18 protein-coding genes are annotated in these 17,795 nt (G+C 71.9%); 8 read left to right on the forward strand and 10 right to left on the reverse strand.

Annotation, left to right across the window (positions count from 1 at the left end):
* The first annotated feature begins 188 nt into the window (after positions 1-188).
* The 3 genes from secF to MFF06_RS17250 are packed head-to-tail and all read left to right on the forward strand — an operon-like array spanning position 189 to position 2,422.
* Positions 189-1,130, forward strand: coding sequence for a protein translocase subunit SecF (secF, locus tag MFF06_RS17240; RefSeq protein ID WP_238206176.1), 942 nt, complete (start codon positions 189-191; stop codon positions 1,128-1,130).
* Positions 1,131-1,142: 12 nt separating this feature from the next.
* A complete protein-coding gene (locus MFF06_RS17245; protein WP_238206178.1) occupies positions 1,143-1,541 on the forward strand; it encodes an Mth938-like domain-containing protein in 399 nt (132 codons plus the stop codon).
* On the forward strand, positions 1,541-2,422 hold the full coding sequence (locus MFF06_RS17250; protein ID WP_238206180.1) for a phytoene/squalene synthase family protein: 882 nt from the start codon (positions 1,541-1,543) through the stop codon (positions 2,420-2,422). Before MFF06_RS17245 ends, MFF06_RS17250 begins: the two co-directional genes overlap by 1 nt.
* A 115-nt stretch (positions 2,423-2,537) precedes the next feature.
* Here MFF06_RS17250 and MFF06_RS17255 read toward each other — a convergent pair whose 3' ends face one another.
* From MFF06_RS17255 to MFF06_RS17270, 4 genes are all read right to left on the reverse strand, one after another.
* Positions 2,538-3,170, reverse strand: a complete 633-nt coding sequence (locus MFF06_RS17255; protein ID WP_238206182.1) for a protein-L-isoaspartate O-methyltransferase family protein — start codon at positions 3,168-3,170, stop codon at positions 2,538-2,540.
* Positions 3,167-3,931 (reverse strand): 5'/3'-nucleotidase SurE, encoded by a 765-nt coding sequence (gene surE / locus MFF06_RS17260; RefSeq protein ID WP_238206184.1) that lies wholly within the window; start codon positions 3,929-3,931, stop codon positions 3,167-3,169. The genes MFF06_RS17255 and surE overlap by 4 nt, the downstream gene beginning before the upstream one ends.
* Positions 3,931-5,250, reverse strand: coding sequence for a serine--tRNA ligase (gene serS, locus MFF06_RS17265; protein WP_238206186.1), 1,320 nt, complete (start codon positions 5,248-5,250; stop codon positions 3,931-3,933). Before serS ends, surE begins: the two co-directional genes overlap by 1 nt.
* A gap of 206 nt (positions 5,251-5,456) precedes the next feature.
* Entirely contained in the window at positions 5,457-5,753 is a 297-nt protein-coding gene (locus MFF06_RS17270; RefSeq protein WP_238206187.1) for an FAD assembly factor SdhE, read from the reverse strand.
* Positions 5,754-6,050: 297 nt separating this feature from the next.
* Here MFF06_RS17270 and thiE point away from each other — a divergent pair, with 297 nt between their 5' ends.
* From thiE to MFF06_RS17285, 3 genes are all read left to right on the forward strand, one after another.
* Complete coding sequence (gene thiE / locus MFF06_RS17275) at positions 6,051-6,773, forward strand: thiamine phosphate synthase (protein WP_370876645.1); 723 nt, start codon at positions 6,051-6,053, stop codon at positions 6,771-6,773.
* The gene (gene thiD / locus MFF06_RS17280; protein WP_238206189.1) at positions 6,770-7,576 is read left to right on the forward strand and encodes a bifunctional hydroxymethylpyrimidine kinase/phosphomethylpyrimidine kinase; all 807 of its coding nucleotides are present in this window, start codon (positions 6,770-6,772) and stop codon (positions 7,574-7,576) included. Before thiE ends, thiD begins: the two co-directional genes overlap by 4 nt.
* A gap of 348 nt (positions 7,577-7,924) precedes the next feature.
* Positions 7,925-8,542 carry a helix-turn-helix domain-containing protein gene (locus MFF06_RS17285; RefSeq protein ID WP_238206190.1) on the forward strand — a complete coding sequence of 206 codons (618 nt, stop codon included), beginning with the start codon at positions 7,925-7,927 and terminating at the stop codon, positions 8,540-8,542.
* 112 nt (positions 8,543-8,654) lie between these two features.
* On the opposite strand, the gene MFF06_RS17290 is transcribed toward MFF06_RS17285, so the two are convergent.
* From MFF06_RS17290 to MFF06_RS17310, 5 genes are all read right to left on the reverse strand, one after another.
* Positions 8,655-9,233, reverse strand: a complete 579-nt coding sequence (locus tag MFF06_RS17290; RefSeq protein ID WP_238206196.1) for an ABC-type transport auxiliary lipoprotein family protein — start codon at positions 9,231-9,233, stop codon at positions 8,655-8,657.
* A gap of 120 nt (positions 9,234-9,353) precedes the next feature.
* Entirely contained in the window at positions 9,354-10,436 is a 1,083-nt protein-coding gene (locus MFF06_RS17295; RefSeq protein ID WP_238206198.1) for an MlaD family protein, read from the reverse strand.
* 4 nt (positions 10,437-10,440) lie between these two features.
* The gene (locus tag MFF06_RS17300) at positions 10,441-11,265 is read right to left on the reverse strand and encodes an ABC transporter ATP-binding protein (protein ID WP_238206200.1); all 825 of its coding nucleotides are present in this window, start codon (positions 11,263-11,265) and stop codon (positions 10,441-10,443) included.
* 142 nt (positions 11,266-11,407) lie between these two features.
* Positions 11,408-12,577: an ABC transporter permease gene (locus tag MFF06_RS17305; protein ID WP_370876644.1), complete on the reverse strand. Its 1,170-nt coding sequence runs from the start codon at positions 12,575-12,577 to the stop codon at positions 11,408-11,410.
* A 150-nt stretch (positions 12,578-12,727) separates the two neighbouring features.
* Positions 12,728-13,891: an MFS transporter gene (locus MFF06_RS17310; protein ID WP_238206202.1), complete on the reverse strand. Its 1,164-nt coding sequence runs from the start codon at positions 13,889-13,891 to the stop codon at positions 12,728-12,730.
* A 160-nt stretch (positions 13,892-14,051) separates the two neighbouring features.
* Between MFF06_RS17310 and MFF06_RS17315 the strand changes: the two genes are divergently transcribed.
* Positions 14,052-15,140: a hypothetical protein gene (locus MFF06_RS17315; protein WP_238206204.1), complete on the forward strand. Its 1,089-nt coding sequence runs from the start codon at positions 14,052-14,054 to the stop codon at positions 15,138-15,140.
* 192 nt (positions 15,141-15,332) lie between these two features.
* Positions 15,333-15,770, forward strand: a complete 438-nt coding sequence (locus tag MFF06_RS17320) for a DUF1489 family protein (protein ID WP_238206206.1) — start codon at positions 15,333-15,335, stop codon at positions 15,768-15,770.
* Positions 15,771-15,882: 112 nt separating this feature from the next.
* On the opposite strand, the gene MFF06_RS17325 is transcribed toward MFF06_RS17320, so the two are convergent.
* Positions 15,883-17,295 carry a phosphohexomutase domain-containing protein gene (locus MFF06_RS17325; protein WP_238206208.1) on the reverse strand — a complete coding sequence of 471 codons (1,413 nt, stop codon included), beginning with the start codon at positions 17,293-17,295 and terminating at the stop codon, positions 15,883-15,885.
* Between the last annotated feature and the right edge of the window lie 500 nt (positions 17,296-17,795).

Consider the following 17,795-nt stretch of genomic DNA (forward strand, 5'->3'; position numbering starts at 1 on the left):
GCAATGACGGTGCGGATGGAAGGGTTCGACGGGTGGCCTGGGAAGCCCGCCGGATGTCAGACGTTGCCCGGACAGGGGGAGGGAATGCGCGCCCGGCCGGTGCCCGCATCCCTCACCGCTTAGAAAGTCTTGTTGCCCGTGCGGGAGAGAGGTCCTCCGTCGCGGCCTCCGTGGATTGAGATACGACCATGCGCCTGCTCCGCCTCTGGCCCGACGAATCGCATTTCGACTTCATGCGCTTTCGCCGCTTCACCTTCCCGCTCTCGGCGGTGCTGTCCCTCGTGACGGTGGTGCTGTTCCTCACCGTCGGGCTGAACTTCGGCATCGACTTCAAGGGCGGCACGCTGGTCGAGCTGCAGGCGAAGTCCGGCAAGGCCGACGTCGCCGCGATCCGCCACACGGCGGCGGGCTTCGGCTACGGCGAGCCGGAGGTGCAGGAACTCGGCAACCAAGGCACCGTGCTGGTGCGCCTGCCGCTCCAGAGCGGCGAGCAGGGCCAGACGGCGGTGATGAACAAGGCGCACGCCGCCTTCGACCAGGATTACGACTTCCGCCGCACGGAGACGGTGGGCCCCCGCGTCTCGGGCGAGTTGGTGCAGTCGGGCACCATCGGCGTCGTCCTGTCGGTGATCGCGGTCCTGCTCTACCTCTGGTTCCGGTTCGAGCGGGAGCTGGCGCTCGGCGCCATCGTCGGCACCCTGCACGACATCGTGCTGACGGTGGGCGTGTTCATCATCACCCGGATCGAGTTCAACATGACCTCGATCGCCGCGATCCTCACCATCGTCGGCTATTCGCTCAACGAGACGGTGGTGGTGTTCGACCGGACCCGCGAATTGATGCGCCGGTACAAGACCATCCCCACGGTCGAACTGCTCAACCTGTCGATCAACTCGACCATGTCGCGCACGGTGATGACCTCGATCTCCTCGGCCCTGTCGCTGCTGGCGCTGGTGCTGTTCGGCGGCGAGGCGATCAACGGCTTCGCCGTGGTGATGCTCTGCGGCGTTTTGATCTGCACCTACTCGGCGATCTTCGTCTCGACGCCGGTGTTGATCTATCTCGGGCTGATGCTCTCGGGCGCCCGCGCCGCCTCCGAGAAGTCCGGCCTCCCGCAACCGGCGGAGTAGTCCTTTCAGACGATGGCAGAGCAGGAGCCTCCGAAGACCTTCGAGTCCGGCTTCGTGCCGGGCCGCCACATCATCGACACCTACGGCAACGGCGGCTTCCGCTTCGCCGGGATGTCGCACCGGGGCTCGCTCCTGCTCCTGCCCTCGGGGGTGAGGGCGTGGCCGGTCACGGCGCCCGGCGCCATCGACCGGACCTCCCTCCGGCCGGTCCAGGCCGAGGCCGGGACGATCGAGCTGCTGCTCGTCGGCACGGGCCTCGACATCGCGGCCATCGACCCCGCCCTGCGCGGCTGGCTGAAGGAGGCCGGCGTCGGCCTCGACGTGATGCAGACGGGCGCCGCCGCGCGGACCTACAACATCCTCGTGGGCGAAAACCGCAAGGTCGCCGCCGCCCTGATCGCGGTGGAGTGATGGCGGACACCGCCCGGGACCGGACCGCCGCCGAGACGGGGTTGGCCTTCGCGCAGAGCCATTGCGAGGCGCTGGTGCGCGAGGGCGACCCGGACCGCTATCTCGCGACCCTGTTCGCGCCCGCCGCCGCCCGGCCGCACCTCTTCGCCCTCTACGCCTTCAGCCTCACCGTGGCCCGGGTGCGCGAGGCCGCCTCGAACCCGATGGCGGGCGAGATCCGCCTGCAATGGTGGCGCGACGCCCTCCAGGGCGAGGCGCGGGGCGACGTGAAGGCCAACCCCGTGGCGGCGGCGCTGGAGGAGGCGATCAAGGCGAACCGCCTGAGCCGCCAGCCTTTCGTCGACCTGATCGATGCCCGCGTCTTCGACCTCTACGAGGATCCGATGCCGCGGGTGAACGACCTGGAGGGCTATTGCGGCGAGACCGCCTCGGCCCTCTTCCGCATCGCGAGCCTGATCATCGGCGGGGGGGCCGAGCCGGGCGGCGCGGCGGCGGCGGGCCATGCGGGCGTGGCCTACGGCATCACCGGCCTGCTGCGCGCCCTGCCGTGGCACGCCAGGGCCGGGCAGGTCTACTTGCCGGCGGAGGTGCTCTCGCGCCACGGCGTCACCCGCGAGGACATCGTCACCGGCCGGGGCGGCCCCGGCCTGCGCGGCGCCTGCGCCGACTTGCGCGACCTCGCCCGCCGCCACCTCGCCGCCTACGAGGCCGGCCGCCCGACCATCGCGCCCGCCGCCCGCACGGCCTTCCTGCCGGTGGCCCTGGTCGCGCCCTATCTCGCGCAGATGGATCGGGCTGCCTACGACCCGCTCAACACGCCCGCGGACCTGCCCCGCTGGCGCCGCGTCTGGCGTTTGTGGCGGGCTTCAAAGGGACCGTAAGAGGATCCCAAAGGACAAGTCCTTTGGTGGGGTCCAGGGGCAAGGCCCGTGGGTCTTCGCAGGGCGCCGCCCTGCACCCGCCAGAGGGCTCGCCCTCTGGAGACCGGTGACAATGTCACAGCACCCGCGCGAGCCCCGGCACCAGCTCCGGCAGGCGCAACGCCGGCCCCGTCTCGCAGGCGCCGTCCGGCGTGAAGGTGGCGATGTGGCCGATGGCGAGCCCCGTGACGAGGCGCCCGTCCGGCTCCAGGGCCGCGAGCCAGTGCTCCGGCACCGAAGCGACGCAGCCGTTGACGAGGATGCGGTCGAACCCGCCGTCCGGCAGGGCCGGGGCGAGGGCGTCGGCGTGGACGATGCGGACCTCCTCCCGCCCGCCGAGCCGGGCGGTGGCGTCCTCCGCGAGCGTGCGGTAGCGCTCGAGGCTGAGCACCGCCCCGGCGCCCAGTTGGTCGAGGAGGGCGGTGACGTAGCCGGAGCCGGTGCCGATCTCCAGCACCCTCTGCCCGGCCCCGACCTTGAGGCGGGAGAGCATGATCGCCACGGTGGAGGGCGCGGTCATCGTCGCGCCGCAGGGCAGGGGGAGGGCAATGTCCCGCCAAGCCTGCTCCCGGAGGCCGGGGGCGGCGAAGGCCTCCCGGGGCACCCGTTCCATCGCCCGCAGCACGCCCGTGTCCCGCAGGCCCTTCTCGCGCAGCGCCAGGACGAAGGCGGCGTTGCCGATCGCGTGATCGGACCCGTCGGCCGTCACGCCTCGAAGGCCTGGGCGAAGCGCGTCAGCGTGGGCTCGTCGGTGAGGTCGAGGCGAAGCGGCGTGACGCTGATGCGATGCTCGGCGATGGCCTTGAGGTCGGAGCCGTGGCCCGGCTCGAACCGGGCCTTCGCGAAGGCCAGCCAGAAATACGGGTTGCCGCGGCCATCGGTGCGGGCGTCGATGGAGAGCAACGCCTGATTGCGGAAGCCCTGCGCGGCCACCGCGATGCCCTTCACCGCGTCGGGCTCGCAATCGGGGAAGTTCACGTTCACGAGGATGCCGGGCTCGATGCCGGTGTCGAGGATCTTGCGGATCACGCTCGGTCCGTGGGTCCGGGCGCAGTCCCACTTGAGGGCGTGGCGCCCGCCCGCGCCGTAGGCTTGGCTCAACGCAATGGAGCGCACGCCGAGGATCGTCCCCTCCATCGCCGCCGCGATGGTGCCGGAATAGGTCACGTCCTCGGCGACGTTCTGGCCGCGGTTGACGCCCGAGAGGACGAGGTCCGGCCCCTTCTCCGCGAGGATGTGGCGGATGCCGAGGATCACGCAATCGGAGGGCGTGCCCTTCACGGCGAAGCGGGTCTCGCCCGCCTGCCGCAGGCGCAGGGGATCGTTGAGCGAGAGCGAGTGCGACACGCCGGACTGGTCGCTCTCGGGCGCCACCACCCAGACGTCGTCCGAGAGCTCCCGGGCGATCTCCTCCAGGGTGGCGAGGCCGGGGGCGTGGATGCCGTCGTCGTTGGTGACGAGGATGCGCATCAGCGGGGTCCTTCGATCCGGTGGAGGCCGCCCATATAGGGCGCGAGCACGGACGGGACCGTGACGCTCCCGTCGGGGTTCTGGTAGTTCTCCAAGACGGCGATGAGGGCGCGACCCACCGCCACGCCCGAGCCGTTGAGGGTATGCACGAAGGCGGGCTTGCCGTCCTTGCCCCGGTAGCGGGCGTTCATCCGCCGGGCCTGGAAATCGCCGCAGACCGAGCAGGAGGAGATCTCCCGGTGGGTCTTCTGGCCCGGCACCCAGACCTCGATGTCGTAGGTCTTCTGGCTCGCGAAGCCCATGTCGCCGGTGCAGAGCGTCATGACGCGGTAGGGCAGGTCGAGCTTTTTGAGGACCGCCTCGGCGCTGGTGAGCATCCGCTCGTGCTCGTCGGCGGAATTCTCGGGCGTGGTGATCGAAACGAGCTCGACCTTGTTGAACTGGTGCTGGCGCAGCATCCCGCGGGTGTCGCGGCCCGCCGCCCCGGCCTCGGCGCGGAAGCAGGGGGTGAGGGCGGTGAAGCGGAGCGGCAGTTCCTCCTCGCGCAGGATCGCCTCGCGGACGAGGTTGGTCAGGGGCACCTCGGCGGTGGGGACGAGCCAGCGGCGGGGCTGCTCGGTCCCGGCGGTACCGCGCAGGGCCTCGCCGTCGAGGACGGCGAACTGGTCGTCCTCGAACTTCGGCAGCTGCGCCGTGCCGAACATCGCCTCGTCGCGGACCATGATCGGCGGGGCGACCTCGGTGTAGCCGTGCTCCTGCGTGTGCAGGTCGAGCATGAACTGGCCGAGCGCCCGCTCCAGCCGGGCGAGCTGGCCTTTCAGCACCACGAAGCGGGAACCGGAGAGCTTGGCCGCCGTCTCGAAATCCATGAGGCCCATGGCCTCGCCGATCTCGAAATGCTCCTTGCCCTCGGTCAGGCGCTCGCGGGTGGAGGCGTGGCTGCGGTACTCGACGTTGCCGTGCTCGTCGGCCCCCTCGGGCACGTCCGCCTTGGGGCGGTTGGGGATGGCGGCGAGCCGGGCGTCGAGGGCCTTGGCGGCCTCCGCTTGCGCCTGCTCCAGGCCGGGGCCGGCCTCCTTGAGGGCGGCGACCTCGGCCATCAGGGCGGCGGCGCGGGCCTCGTCCTTGGCCTTCTTGGCGCCGCCGATCTCCTTGGCGAGGGCGTTGCGCCGCTCCTGATTGGCCTGCGCGGCCGAGACCGCGCCTTTCCGCGCCTCGTCGAGGGCGATCAGCTCGGACGACAGGGGCGCGAGGCCCCGGCGGGCGAGGTCGCGGTCGAAGGCGTCCGGGTTCTCCCGGATGGCGCGGATGTCGTGCATCGAATCGGCTCGGCTGGGGCCGCGGAGGCGCGGCCCATGCGCGGTTGCCTTTGCCGCATCGGGCGCACGCGGACAAGCGCGGAAGCTCCCCACCGTCTTTGCGAGCGCAGCGAAGCAATCCAGGGTAGCGGGACGCTTCCGGACGTAGCGTATCCCTGGATTGCTTCGCTGCGCTCGCAATGACTGCAGGGTGTCGGGTCCGCGGTCTACGAATGAATCGGCGCGTCGTGCCGGTGGAAGTCGCGCAGGCGGCGCCAGACGGGGGTGTCGTAGTTCGAGGGCGTCTCGGCCTCGCCGGTGAGCCACTTGAACAGGTCCCGGTCTGGCACCTCGATCAGCGCCTCGAAGTCGTTCAGTTCGTCCTCGGAGAGGGAGCCGATCTCGGCGTCGGCGAAGCGGCCCATGATCAGGTCCATCTCGCGGATGCCCCGGTGCCACGCCCGGAAGAGGGTGCGGCGGCGGCGGGGATCGAGGTCGGCGCTCGAACGGGTGGTTCCGGTCATGGTCGCGGGTGTCCGTCGAAAGGAATGACGGTGAGATACGCCTGCCGGGCCTCGGGTTCCAGGGCGACGGGTCCGCGCGCTTTCCAGGGCTCCGTCCCGTGGTCTAAAGCGGCCTTCGGATCATTGAGACGCGCCCGCTTCCTCGTCATGGCGCGCGCAGCGAAGCCAACCGGGGCAGCGGGCCGCCTCAGGACGTGGCGCATCCCGGGATGGCTTCGCTCCGCTCGCAATGACGGCGAGGGTCGGTGATCCGACGGTTTCGAACGGCGCTCGCGGACGGGCGCCGTCAGGGGGAGAATGGGTATGGCCGCAGGGCTCACGACCGGCCAGGCCGAGGGCGGCGCGCGCAGCGTCGATCTCCGGCTCTACGGCCTGCTCGACGTCGGTGTGCTGGGCACCGACGGGACGGCGCTCGGCCGCCTCGGCGCCGAGGCGGTGGCGGGAGGCTGCACGCTCCTCCAGTACCGGGAGAAGACCATCGCGGATTGCCGCGCAACCCTCGACAGGCTGCGGGCGATCCAGGCGGCGGTGGGCGGCCGGGTGCCGCTCCTCGTCAACGACAGGGTCGATCTCGCGCTGGCCGCCGGGGCGGACGGCGTCCATCTCGGCCAGTCGGACATGCACCCGGCCGACGCCCGGCGGCTGCTCGGGCGCGAGGCGATCATCGGGCTCACCGTGAAGACCGCCGCGCAGGCGGACGAACTCTACCGGCTCCCCATCGACTACGCCTGCATCGGCGGCGTCTTCGCCACCTCCAGCAAGGACAACCCCGACCCGCCCGTGGGCCTCGTCGGGCTGACGCGCATCCTGTTCCGGGCGCGGCTCGCCCGGGGCCAGAGCCTGCCGGTGGGCGCCATCGCCGGGATCGGCCTCGACAACGTGGCCGAGGTGATCGCCGCCGGGGCCGACGGCGTGGCGGTGATCTCCTCCCTGTTCAAGGCGGAGTCCGTGGCCGGGCGCGCCCGCGCCCTGCGGGACCGCATCGATGCGGGGCTGGCCGCGCGGAGCACGGCCCGATGACCGCCATCGCCCTGACCATCGCCGGCTCCGATTCCGGCGGCGGCGCCGGCATCCAGGCCGACCTGAAGACCTTCTCGGCGCTCAAGGTCTACGGCGCCAGCGTGATCACCGCCCTGACGGCCCAGAACACCCGCGGCGTCCAGGCGATCCACGACGTGCCGGCGGCCTTCGTGGCGAGCCAGCTCGACAGCGTGTTCTCCGACCTCACGGTCGGCGCGGTGAAGATCGGGATGCTGTCCCGGCCGGACGTGATCGCGGCGGTCGCGGACGGGCTCGCCCGGCACGCCGCGCGCATCCCGGTGGTGCTCGACCCGGTGATGGTCGCCACCAGCGGCGACCGGCTCATCGCGGAGGAGGCGGTGGCCGTGCTGCGGCAGCGGCTGCTGCCGCAGGTCGATCTCATCACCCCCAACCTGCCCGAGGCGGCGGTCCTGCTCGGCGGGGAGGGGATCCCCGACGAGGCCGAGGCGGAGAGCCTCGCCCGCCGCCTCCTGGCGCTGGGCGCCCGCGCGGTGCTGGTGAAGGGCGGACACGGCACCGGACCCGAGAGCGTGGACCACTTGGTCACGGCCTCGGGCGAGGGGCGGCGCCTCGCGGCACCCCGGATCGCCACCCGCAACACCCACGGCACCGGTTGCACCCTCTCGGCCGCCATCGCCGCCGGGCTCGCCCGGGGGCTGCCCCTCGACGAGGCCGTGACGGCCGCGAAGGACTACCTCACCGCCGCGCTGCGCGCCGCCGACAGGCTGGCGATCGGGCAGGGGCACGGCCCGGTGCACCACTTCCACGCGGTGTGGGCCTAGGGCATCGATCCAGTCGGAGGCGTCAGCCGAGACTGTAAAAATTGTTGATAAAACAATCAGCTAGGTAAGTCACGCATGAACGAAGTGAGTGCGTCACTGCACGAGCTCGCCGCGTCATTGCGAGCGGAGCGAAGCAATCCAGGGATCCGCCACGTTCTGGAGCGTCCCGCTGTCCTGGATTGCTTCGCTCCGCTCGCAATGACGGTGCGGTCCCGCAGGACCATGCGGACCGAGACGGAGCGCGCTTCGCCGGATCCCGCCCCCATCACCTTGCGTCCGTCACCGGTTTGCGTTTGAAGAAGCGTACGATCGTTCGATGAACGGAACGACCGGACGGACCGAAGGATCATGCGGGAACAGCCGGAACGGGGCAGGACGCGGGACCTGCTGACGGGCGCCCAGGCGCTGTCGGGGCAACTCGGCAAGACGATCCAGCGCCTGCGCAAGGCCTACAACCTGTCGCTGTCGGACCTCGCGGAGCAGTCGGGCGTCGCCAAGTCGATCATCAGCCAGATCGAGCGCAACGAGACCAACCCGACGCTGGCCACGATCTGGCGCCTGTCCCAGGCGCTGGACGTGTCGATCGAGCGGGTGCTGGCCACCGGCGACGAGGAGCCCTTCATCGAGAAGAGCTCCCGCGCCGACACGCCGATCCTCGTCTCGGACGACGGCAAGGTCCGTCTCGCCATCGTCGGCTGGATCAAGACCGTCGAGTGGCTGCAATGGTACGAGGTCGGCGCCGACCCCGGCGGGGTGCTCGACTCGGATCCGCACCAGCGCGGCTCGGTGGAATCCCTCTCGGTGACGGAGGGGGCCTTCGAGGTCGAGGTCGGCGGCGCGATCCAGCGCGCCCGCGCGGGCGAGACCTTGCGCTACCGCTGCGACCGGCCCCACCGGGTCCGCTGCACCGAGGGGCCCGGCCGGGCGATGATGGTCGTCATCATGAAGGCGGCGGTGATGGAGTAATCGGAGCCTCGAAAGGGCGAGCCCTTTCGCGGGTGCAGGGCGGAGCCCTGCGAAAGCCCAGGGGCGTCGCCCCTGGGCCCCACCGAAGGACTTGTCCTCCGGGATCCTCGGTTTACCGCCCCGTATTCACCCAGCGCACGATGTCGCCGAGCACCGTGACCAGCGCCCGGTCGAGGGCCTGGGCGCCCGCGCCGGCATCGATGGAGGCCACCGGCACCCGCGCGGTGAAGATGCGCGCCGCCGTGACGCGGCCGGTGCCGTCGGCCACGAGCTTCACCGACAGGTCGACCACCGCCTCGCCCGTGGCGGTCTGGATGTCGAAGGCCCGGATCTCGCTGATGAGCTGGTAGTCGGCCACCACCTTGTCGCCGGGGCGGCTCACGGAGCGCAGGCGCCCGGCATTCTCCAGGCTCTGGATCATCCGCGTCTGGATCAGGCGGGGCAGCCGGTCGGCCCATTGGCCGCCGCCGAGGAAGGAGAGGGAACCACCCGCCTGCCGCACGATGATCCGGTCCGCCTCGAAGGGCTGGATGCCGACCGGTTCCGCGACGACGATGGCCCGGCCCGTCACGGCGGGGCGCCCGCCCACGGGCAGGGCCGCGAGGTCGAAGGTGAGGGGCGCCGAGCCGCCGCAACCGCCGAGGGCGGCGGCGAGCAGCAGCGCCGCCGGAAAGGAGACGAGACGGTTCATACGCACAACCTGTCACGTCCCGCCGCAGGGCGACGGGACTCCGAAGCTATGCCGGCGAAAGTAGTCCATACCGGCAACCGTGCCGTGCGGCCTCACACAAAGACAAGCTTGCCGCGACTTTCATCGGCCACCGTTGTATTCCGGCAACGACGGCTTGCCGCCGAACAGGACCTGCGACGGGTCCTTCTCCAGGCTGCGCACGGTCCGGTTGAGGGTGCCCAGCGTCCGCTGTCCGTCGCCGGACAGGGCCTCCACCTCCCGGCGCCCGCTGCCGGAGAGGCGGCCGACGCTGGTGGTGATGCTGGCGGTGCGCTTGTCGAGGTTCTCGGACATGGCGCGGAAGGCCCGGCCCGCGTCGCGCACCGAGATCGCCGCCTCGCGGATCTCCGCGAAGGTGCTCGATCCCTCCTTGCCCGAGGCGGAGCCGAGGAAGCCCTCGGCGCCCTTCAGCACCCCGTCGATGCGGTCGGCGGAGGCATTGAGCTTGGCGGCGAGCGTCCGGGCGTCGTGGAGGCCGGCCTCGATGTCGGGGCTCGACTGCGCCATCGCGGTGGAGAACTTGTCGACGTTGTCGACCATGTGGGCGAGGCGGTTGCCGTCCACCGCCTTCACCAGGGTCACGATGGAGGGGCCGGCATCCGCCAGCGTCTTCGAGAAGGTCTCGACGTTGGCCATCGCCCGGTTGATCGCCCCCTCGTTGCCGGCGACCACCCGGTCGAGGCGCGAGAGCATCTCGTCCGCCCGCTGGGCGATCTGCCGGGCGAGGCCCATCATGTCCTGGATGTCGGAGGCCTGGGCGAAGATCGTCGCGGGTTCGCCGTTGGCGCCCGGCTTCAGGGGCGGCGCGTCGGCGTCGCCGCCGGTGAGCGCGATCACCGAGACGCCCGTCAGCATCGCCGAGTCGAGCCGGGCGCGGGTGTCGGCCTTGAGGGGCGTCGAGGGCTCGACCCTAACCATGGCCAGCACCCGGCGGGGATCCTGCGGCGCGAGGTGGATGTCGGTGACCTCGCCGACCTTGATGCCGTTGAAGGTCACGCTCGACCCGCGCGACAGGCCGCCGACGGAGCCCGAGAACACGATCCGCACGCTCTCGCTCACCTGCCGGGACGAGCCGCCGGCGAGCCACAGGGTGAAGCCGAATCCGGCCAGGATGACGGCGAGGGTGAAGGCCCCGATCAGGGCGTAGTTCGCGCGGGTTTCCATGAGGTCAGCCTCCGGTCGCTGCGGCGAAGGGGTCCCGGTGCGTCTCCCGCACGGCGGAAGGTCCGCCCGCGATGGCGCGGGCGCGCTTGCCGTGGAAGTAGGAGCGCAACCAGGGGTGAGGGTTCTCCAGCATCTCCTCCACCGTGCCGGCGGCGATGATCTGGCCGTCGCCCAGGGCCGCGATGCGGTCGCAGGCGGTGTAGAGGCTGTCGAGGTCGTGGGTGACCATGAACACGGTCAGGCCCAGCGTCTCCTTGAGGGTGGAGACGAGGTCGTCGAACTCGCCCGCGCCGATCGGGTCGAGGCCCGAGGTCGGCTCGTCGAGGAACAGGATCTCCGGGTCGAGCGCCAGGGAGCGGGCCAGCGCGGCGCGCTTGATCATGCCGCCGGAGAGTTCGGAGGGCAGCTTGTCGGCGGCGTCCGGCTTGAGGCCGACCATCTCGATCTTCAGCCGGGCGAACTCGTCGAGCAGCCGCTCGGAGAGCTTCAGGTGCTCGCGCATCGGCACCTGGATGTTCTGCTTCACGGTGAGCGAAGAGAACAGGGCGCCCTGCTGGAACAGCACGCCCCAGCGCGTCTCCATCCGCCGCCGCTCGGCGTAGGTGAGCCCGTCCACGTCGCGGCCGAAGACCTCGATCAGACCTGAGCGCTTCGGCACGAGGCCGAGGATGGTGCGCGTCAGCACCGACTTGCCCTGGCCCGAGGGGCCGACGAAGCCCAGGATCTCGCCCCGGCGGATGTCGAGGGAGAGGCCCTTCAGGATGGTCTTGTCGCGGAAGCCGACCACGAGGTCGCGCACCCGGATGATGTTGTCTTCGGACTCGGTCACCGGCCCTCCTCCACGGCCCCACCCGTCCTGGCGAGCGCGGCGAAGCAATCCAGGGAAGCGGGCCGCTTCCCTCCATGGCGCCGCCCTGGGTCGCTTCGCTGCGCTCGCGATGACGGAGTGGATGGCATCGAGGAGGCGGGTCTCAAAAGTCGATGGCGGCGAAGAACACCGCGAAGAGGCCATCGAGGACGATGACCATGAAGATGGACTTCACGACTGAGGCCGTGACGTGGCGCCCGAGGGATTCCGCCGATCCCTCCACGGCGAAGCCCTCGATGGTGGCGATGAGCCCGATGATTAGCGCCATGAACGGCGCCTTGATCAGGCCCACAGTGACGTGATGCACGCCCACCGCGGCCTGGAGGCGGGCGAGGAACTGGTCGAGGGTCAGCCCGCCATAGACCATCGCCGTCAGGCCGCCGCCGGCCAGCGCCGCGAGGTCGCCGATGAGGGTCAGCATCGGCAGGCCGATCATCAGGGCGAGGATGCGGGGGACGATCAGGATCTCCGTGGCGTCGAGGCCCATGACCTTCAGGGCGTCCACCTCCTCGCGCATCCGCATGGAGCCGATCTCGGCGGTGATGGCCGAGCCGGAGCGGCCCGCCACCATGATCGCCGTGAGCAGCACCCCGAGTTCCCGCAGGATCAGCAGGCCGATCAGGTTCACGACGAAGGTCTGGGCGCCGAAGCGCTGCAACTGGAAGATGCCCTGCTGGGCGACGATGCCACCGACGAGGAAGGAGATCAGGACGATGATGGGCGCCCCGTTGAGGGCCATCTGCTGGAGCTGGTTGACGAGCGCCGTTCCCCGGAAGCTGCCCGGCCGCAGGGCGACCCGGCCGCAGGCGGCGACCACCTCGCCGAGGAAGGCGGTGGCGACGACGAACTGGCGCCCGGCGCTGGCGGTCTGCCGCCCGAGCCCGTCGAGGAGGGCGATGGGCGGGGACAGGCGCCGGGGCGGGGGAGGGGCCGCCCCGCGCATCGTCACCTCCCCGAGGAGGGTGCGGTGCTCCGGCCGGACCCTGGCATAGGCGAGGCGCCCGCCCGCCGCCTCGACCTCGGCGCGGGTCCGCTCCAGCACCCAGGCGCCGAGGGTGTCGAGCCGCTCCACGGCGCCGAGATCGACGGTGACGTCCGCCCGCGCGCCCGAGGCCGCGATCCGCGCGGCGGCGGCCTCGACGGAGGGCGCCTGGTCGGCGGTCCAGCGCCCGCCGAGCTGCAGCACGCCGCCCCCCGCCTCGTCCAGCGAAGCGGGAGCGGGGGCCGGGACCCGGGCTTGGGCGTGTACTTGGGCGAGCCCTTCGGTCAGCACGGGCCGGTGTCCTTCACGGGTGGATTCCGCTTCCCAGGGGTGCCGCGTTCCGGCCGGCGAAGGGCGCGACACGCCTCAAGCGTGACGTTCCCGTCCGTGCGGCCGGACACCGCGCGATCGCGGCGACTCTGGTCCGAGGTTATGACCACATTAGGGTTGACGAATCTCTTCACCCGCGCGCCCGGCCAGAAAGGCCAGGGCGAGGCCGCAGGCGGCGAGCGGTGCCATGGCGAGGAACACCCCCGCGCCGGCGTGCCTGTAGATCAGCCCGCTCGCCAGCGTCGCGGCGACCGCGATCCCGGCATTCACCGCCGACAGGGTGCCCTGCGCCCGCCCCCGCGCGCCCTCGGGCGACAGGGCGGAGACGGCGGCCATGGCCCCGAGCTGCGTCGCGCCGAAGGTGAGGCCGTGGAGCGCCTGGAGCGGAACCAGGGTCTCCAGCCGGTCGCCCACGAGGAACAGGCCCACCGCCCGGAGGAGGGCGGCCCCGCCCCCGAGGGCGAGGAGGGACACCGGCCCCCGCCACGCCGCCGGCAGGCGGGGCGCGAGGGCGAACAGGACGATCTCCGACAGCACGCCCGTCGCCCACAGGGCGCCGATGGCGGTGGGGCCGATCCCGTGGGCCGTCCAGCTGATGCTGCCGAAGCCGTAGATCGCGGCATGGCTCGCCTGGATCGTCCCGGCGGCGGCGATGCACAGCCACAGCCGCCGGGGCAGGGCCGGGGAGGGGCCGGCGGCGGCGCGCCGGGGCGGCTCGGCGGGGGTCGGGTCGAGGCGGGCGACGGCGCTCGCGATCAGGGCGAGGCCGGTGAGCAGGAGCGGGACGGCGAGGCGCTCGCCGAGGAGCGCCAGCAGGCCCCCGCCCGCGAGGTTGGCGATGAGGAAGGCGATGGAGCCCGCCATGCGGATGCGGGAATAGGCGAGCCGCGGGTCCCGCCGGGAGGCGGCCAGCGTCAGGTAGTCGATGGAGGGCACCATCGGCGCCGCCGCCACGGCGTTGAGCACGGTGAGGACGGCGAGCATGGGCCAGCCGAAGCCCGAAGCGGGGGCCATCGCGGCGTAGGTCAGCGCCACGCCGAGGCTGCCGCGCACGATCAGCCGCCGCGCGCCGAGGCCCCGGTCGATCAGGGCCATCAGCGGGGCCGTGGCGGCGATCCGCGTGGCGATCGGCAGGGCGAGCAACAGGCCGATCACGCCCGCATCGAGCCCGAGGGTGGCGAGCCAAACGGGCATGAACGGCATGGCGATGCCGATCTCGGTGAAGACGACGGCGTAGAGCAGCGACAGGCGCCACGCGCCGGGGGAGGCTCGCACGGGGATGCCGGGGATGAGGGCGGGGAGGAGTGGGCGTCCCGTCGTAAGCCGGTGTTAAGCCCGATGTGTCAATCTCGGGCTTCGTCGGAAACCCTGGGTCGCCCCGCGGGTCCCGAGCCCGGAACCCGAGCCCGAAAGGGCCGAGGCGGAAACGGAGACGATGGCCGGTTTGCCTGTCGCGAGCGTGATCGACGATGCCGAGTACGCGGCCATCGAATCGACGATCTCCGCCAGCGAGCGGGGTCGCTGGTTCCTGGCCGAGCACGGCCGCCGCTCCCGCGTGGAGGAAACCCGCACCGTCCTGAGCGCCATCGAGCGGCTGGAGCAGGCCGTCACCAGCGAGCGTCCCGCCGCCCTCTCCGGCAGCCTGCGCGGCGGCCTCGTGGAGATGGCCGAGGCGATCAGCCGGACCAAAGCCGAGATCGCGGCCATCCGCGACGAGAATGCCGAGCGGACGCGCCTCGCCTCCGCCTCGGAGGCTCTGGACGCCATCGTCCGCTCCACCGAGCAGGCCACCTCCGAGATTTTGAGCGCCGCCGAATCCGTGCAGGAGGCGGCCTGGACGCTCCGCGAGCGCCATGTCGAGCCCGAGCTCTGCGAGACCCTCGACCGTCACGCCACCACGATCTACACCGCCTGCTCCTTCCAGGACCTCACCGCCCAGCGCACCGCGCGGATCATCGACACCCTCCGCTACCTGGAGGAGCGGATCGCGGCGATGATCGGGATCTGGGGCCGGGAAGGGGACGGCGTGCCCCCGCCGCCGAACGCGGCCAAGGCGCGCCTGCCCGGTGACGGCCCGTCCGCCGCCGAACTCGACCAGTCCGACGTCGACCGCTACATCGCCATGGGGGTTCCCGCCGTGACGGCGGCCGCCCTCACCGCCCGCCCGGGCAGCCCCGCCCTCCACGAGGACATCGTCTTCGTGCCCGTGACGAGCCCGGTGACGGACACCCTCGCCGACGCCGCAGAGGACGGGGCCGACGCGGTGGAGTGGAACGTGGACGCGCCGGGCGAGGAGGGCGTCACCCTGGAGGCGATGCTCTCCGGCGATCACCCCGAGGATCTGTTGCCCGAGGAACCGCTCCCGGAGGAACCGTTGCCCGAGGCGGCGGCGCCGGAGGACGACGGGGCCGGGGTGCCGGCGGGGACGGACACGCTCGACTTCATCCTCACCGATCCCCCCGCCCTCACCATCGCCGCCCTCGACGCCATGTCGCCGGAGGCGCGCCTCGCCGCCTTCGTCTGAAGCCGGAGCCGATCGGGTTCAGCCGCACCCGTCGATGGATCCCTGGTCGCCTCTGCGAGCCACGTGAGCCATCCCGATCGGCCATGGCTCCAGGAGCGTGTCACGGACCTCGCCGCGGCCAGGAAGCTTCCCGGAACCTCCCGGCGCGAAATGCTCTAAGAGGAGGCCCCTGCCGCTCGCCCCCTCCCTGCCGTGGTGCTGCATCTCATCAAGCTCAGCGTCGGCCCGGCCTCGATCGCCGATCTCGCCGACCGTCACGCCGCCTTTCGGGAGCGCGCCCTGCGCGAGGGCCAGCGCCCGAACCCGGTCCATGTCACCCGCACCCTGCCGAAACGGCACCGCGAGATCGCGGGCAAGGGATCGATCTACTGGGTGATCCGCGGCAGCTTGTGCTGCCGCCAGGCGATCCTCGCCCTGGAGCCGCTCACCGGCGAGGACGGGATTCCCCGCTGCCGGATCGTGCTGGGCGAGGGCTTGGTGCCGGTGGTCCCCCGGCCCTGCCGCCCCTTCCAGGGCTGGCGCTACCTGACGGCGAAGGACGCCCCGGCCGACCTCGGGGAGGGCAGCGCCGAGGTGGGCGAGATGCCGGAAACGCTCCGCCGCGAACTCGCCTCCCTCGGATTGCTCTGACAATCCAGGATCCCAAAGGACGAGTCCTTTGGTGGGGTCCAGGGGCAAAGCCCCTGGGTCCGTGCGGGGCGCCGCCCTGCACCCGCGAAGGGGCTTGCCCTTTCGAAACCCCTTATCGTCCCATCGCGGCGGCGGCGGCCTTGAGGCCCCAGGCGACGATCTCCTGCGCTGCGGCGGCGGTCTTGGCCTCCGCGTAGCAGCGCAGTTCCGGGGCGTTGCCGGAGGCCCGGAAGTGGATGGTCCGGCCCCCGCCCAGCTCGATCCGGACGCCGTCGCGCTGGTCCACCGCCTGCGGCGCACCGAGGGGCGCGAGGAAGTCGCGGGCGAAGGCGTCGTCGGTGAGGCGCCGGAGGAAGGCGGAGCTGAGGTCCGAGGGCGTCTCCGGCAGGCGGTCGCTCGCCATCTCGCCCGCGTCGAGGGAGGCGACGAGGGCGGCGAGGCTGGTACCGGCCGCCTTGGCTGCGGCGAGCGTCGCCACGATCGGCAGAACCGCGTCGCGGGTCGGCAGGGCGGGCAGGGTGCCGCCGGGGAGCGTGACGTCGGAGCCCAGGAGGAAGCCGCCATTGGCCTCGAACCCCGCCACCACCCGCGCACCGTCGCGGCGGGCCTCCTCCATGCCCGCGATGACGAAGGGCGAGCCGACCTTCGTGCGGATGACCCGGCCGAAGCCGCCCGCGCTCTCCAGCGCCGAGCCCGCCGTGACCGGCACCACGACCGCGTCCGCGCCGAGGAAGCGGGCGGTGATCAGGCCGAGGATGTCGCCGCGCAGGATCCGGCCGGTGCCGTCCGCCACGAGGGGCCGGTCGGCATCGCCATCGGTGGTGACGAGGGCGTCGTAGGCGCCCGCCGCCATGGCGTCGCGGATATAGGCCACGTCCTCGGGGCGGTGCGCCTCGGTGTCGATGGGCACGAAGCGGTCCGCCCGGCCGATGGGCTCGGCCGTGGCGCCGAGACCGGCCAGGAGGTCGGCCAGCACGTCGCGGGCCACCGAGCTCTGCTGGTAGACGGCGATGCGCAACCCGGCCAGGAGATCCGCCGGGAAGGCCCCGCCGTAGCGGCTGCGGTAGCGGGCGATGGCATCGGGCTCCCGCGCGGCCGGGGGCGTGGCGGGAACCTCGCCGCCGCCCGCCACGTCGCCCAGGGCGGCCAGGATCGCCGCCTCGTCCGCCTTGGTGATCTCGCCGTCGGGCCGGTAGAACTTCAGGCCGTTGCGGTCCTCCGGGATGTGGCTGCCCGTGACCATCACGGCGAAGGCGCCGCGCCGCATCGCCTCCAGCGCCAGGGCCGGGGTCGGCAGGGCGCCGCAATCCACCGGCGTGAGTCCCGCAGAGGTGGCCGCCGCCGCGACCGTGGCGGCGATGCCCTCGCTGCTGTCGCGCAGGTCGCGGCCGATCACGACCTCACGGCTCGCGCCCCCGGCGGCCACCGAGCGGAAGAAGGCGCCGGCATAGGCGTAGCTCGGCCAGCCCACGAGTTCCGTCACCAGACCGCGGAGGCCGCTCGTTCCGAATTTTAGACTGTTCACGGCGTTCCCATCGGCGTCGAAGAGGCAGTGTGCACTGCGCAAATCATGCCGCGAAACCGCGCCTCGCTCAACGCCGGCGGACGAAGCGGCTCCCAACAGGATGAACGGGACCGCCGCACCGGGCGCCCGTCCCGTGATCGAAGGATCACGGGAGGTTCGGCTCTCGGAGCCCGGGCTCAGAGCCGCCCGATCCCATCCCCTCACCCCTCATCCTGAGAGACTGGCCGAGAAGGTCCTGGCGGCCCATGAAGCCCTCCTCGTCTTTGCGAGCGGAGCGAAGCACTCCAGGGTAACGGGCCGTTTCCGACCGTGGCGCATCCCTGGATTGCTTCGCTCCGCTCGCAAAGACGGAGGGGAAGCGGCCTTTCCGGCCAGACGATGAGGTGCGGCGAAGCCGCCTCGAAGGAGGACTCCAGAGGACGCTGCGCCTTCTGGAGGTCTCCTTCGAGGCCTCCGCCGCGCTCCGGCGCCTCAGGATGAGGTCGCGGGGGAAACGAGGC

This window comes from Methylobacterium aerolatum, assembly GCF_022179085.1.
Classification (GTDB): Bacteria; Pseudomonadota; Alphaproteobacteria; order Rhizobiales; family Beijerinckiaceae; genus Methylobacterium; species Methylobacterium aerolatum.

Excerpts from the sequence above, each read along its gene's own strand:
- MFF06_RS17270 (WP_238206187.1), bottom strand. The coding sequence starts at position 5,753 with ATGACCGGAACCACCCGTTCGAGCGCCGACCTCGATCCCCGCCGCCGC.
- MFF06_RS17290 (WP_238206196.1), bottom strand. The coding sequence starts at position 9,233 with ATGAACCGTCTCGTCTCCTTTCCGGCGGCGCTGCTGCTCGCCGCCGCC.
- thiE (WP_370876645.1), top strand. The coding sequence starts at position 6,051 with ATGGGTATGGCCGCAGGGCTCACGACCGGCCAGGCCGAGGGCGGCGCG.
- MFF06_RS17245 (WP_238206178.1), top strand. The coding sequence starts at position 1,143 with ATGGCAGAGCAGGAGCCTCCGAAGACCTTCGAGTCCGGCTTCGTGCCG.
- serS (WP_238206186.1), bottom strand. The coding sequence starts at position 5,250 with ATGCACGACATCCGCGCCATCCGGGAGAACCCGGACGCCTTCGACCGC.
- MFF06_RS17315 (WP_238206204.1), top strand. The coding sequence starts at position 14,052 with ATGGCCGGTTTGCCTGTCGCGAGCGTGATCGACGATGCCGAGTACGCG.
- surE (WP_238206184.1), bottom strand. The coding sequence starts at position 3,931 with ATGCGCATCCTCGTCACCAACGACGACGGCATCCACGCCCCCGGCCTC.
- secF (WP_238206176.1), top strand. The coding sequence starts at position 189 with ATGCGCCTGCTCCGCCTCTGGCCCGACGAATCGCATTTCGACTTCATG.
- MFF06_RS17295 (WP_238206198.1), bottom strand. The coding sequence starts at position 10,436 with ATGGAAACCCGCGCGAACTACGCCCTGATCGGGGCCTTCACCCTCGCC.
- MFF06_RS17250 (WP_238206180.1), top strand. The coding sequence starts at position 1,541 with ATGGCGGACACCGCCCGGGACCGGACCGCCGCCGAGACGGGGTTGGCC.
- MFF06_RS17285 (WP_238206190.1), top strand. The coding sequence starts at position 7,925 with ATGCGGGAACAGCCGGAACGGGGCAGGACGCGGGACCTGCTGACGGGC.
- thiD (WP_238206189.1), top strand. The coding sequence starts at position 6,770 with ATGACCGCCATCGCCCTGACCATCGCCGGCTCCGATTCCGGCGGCGGC.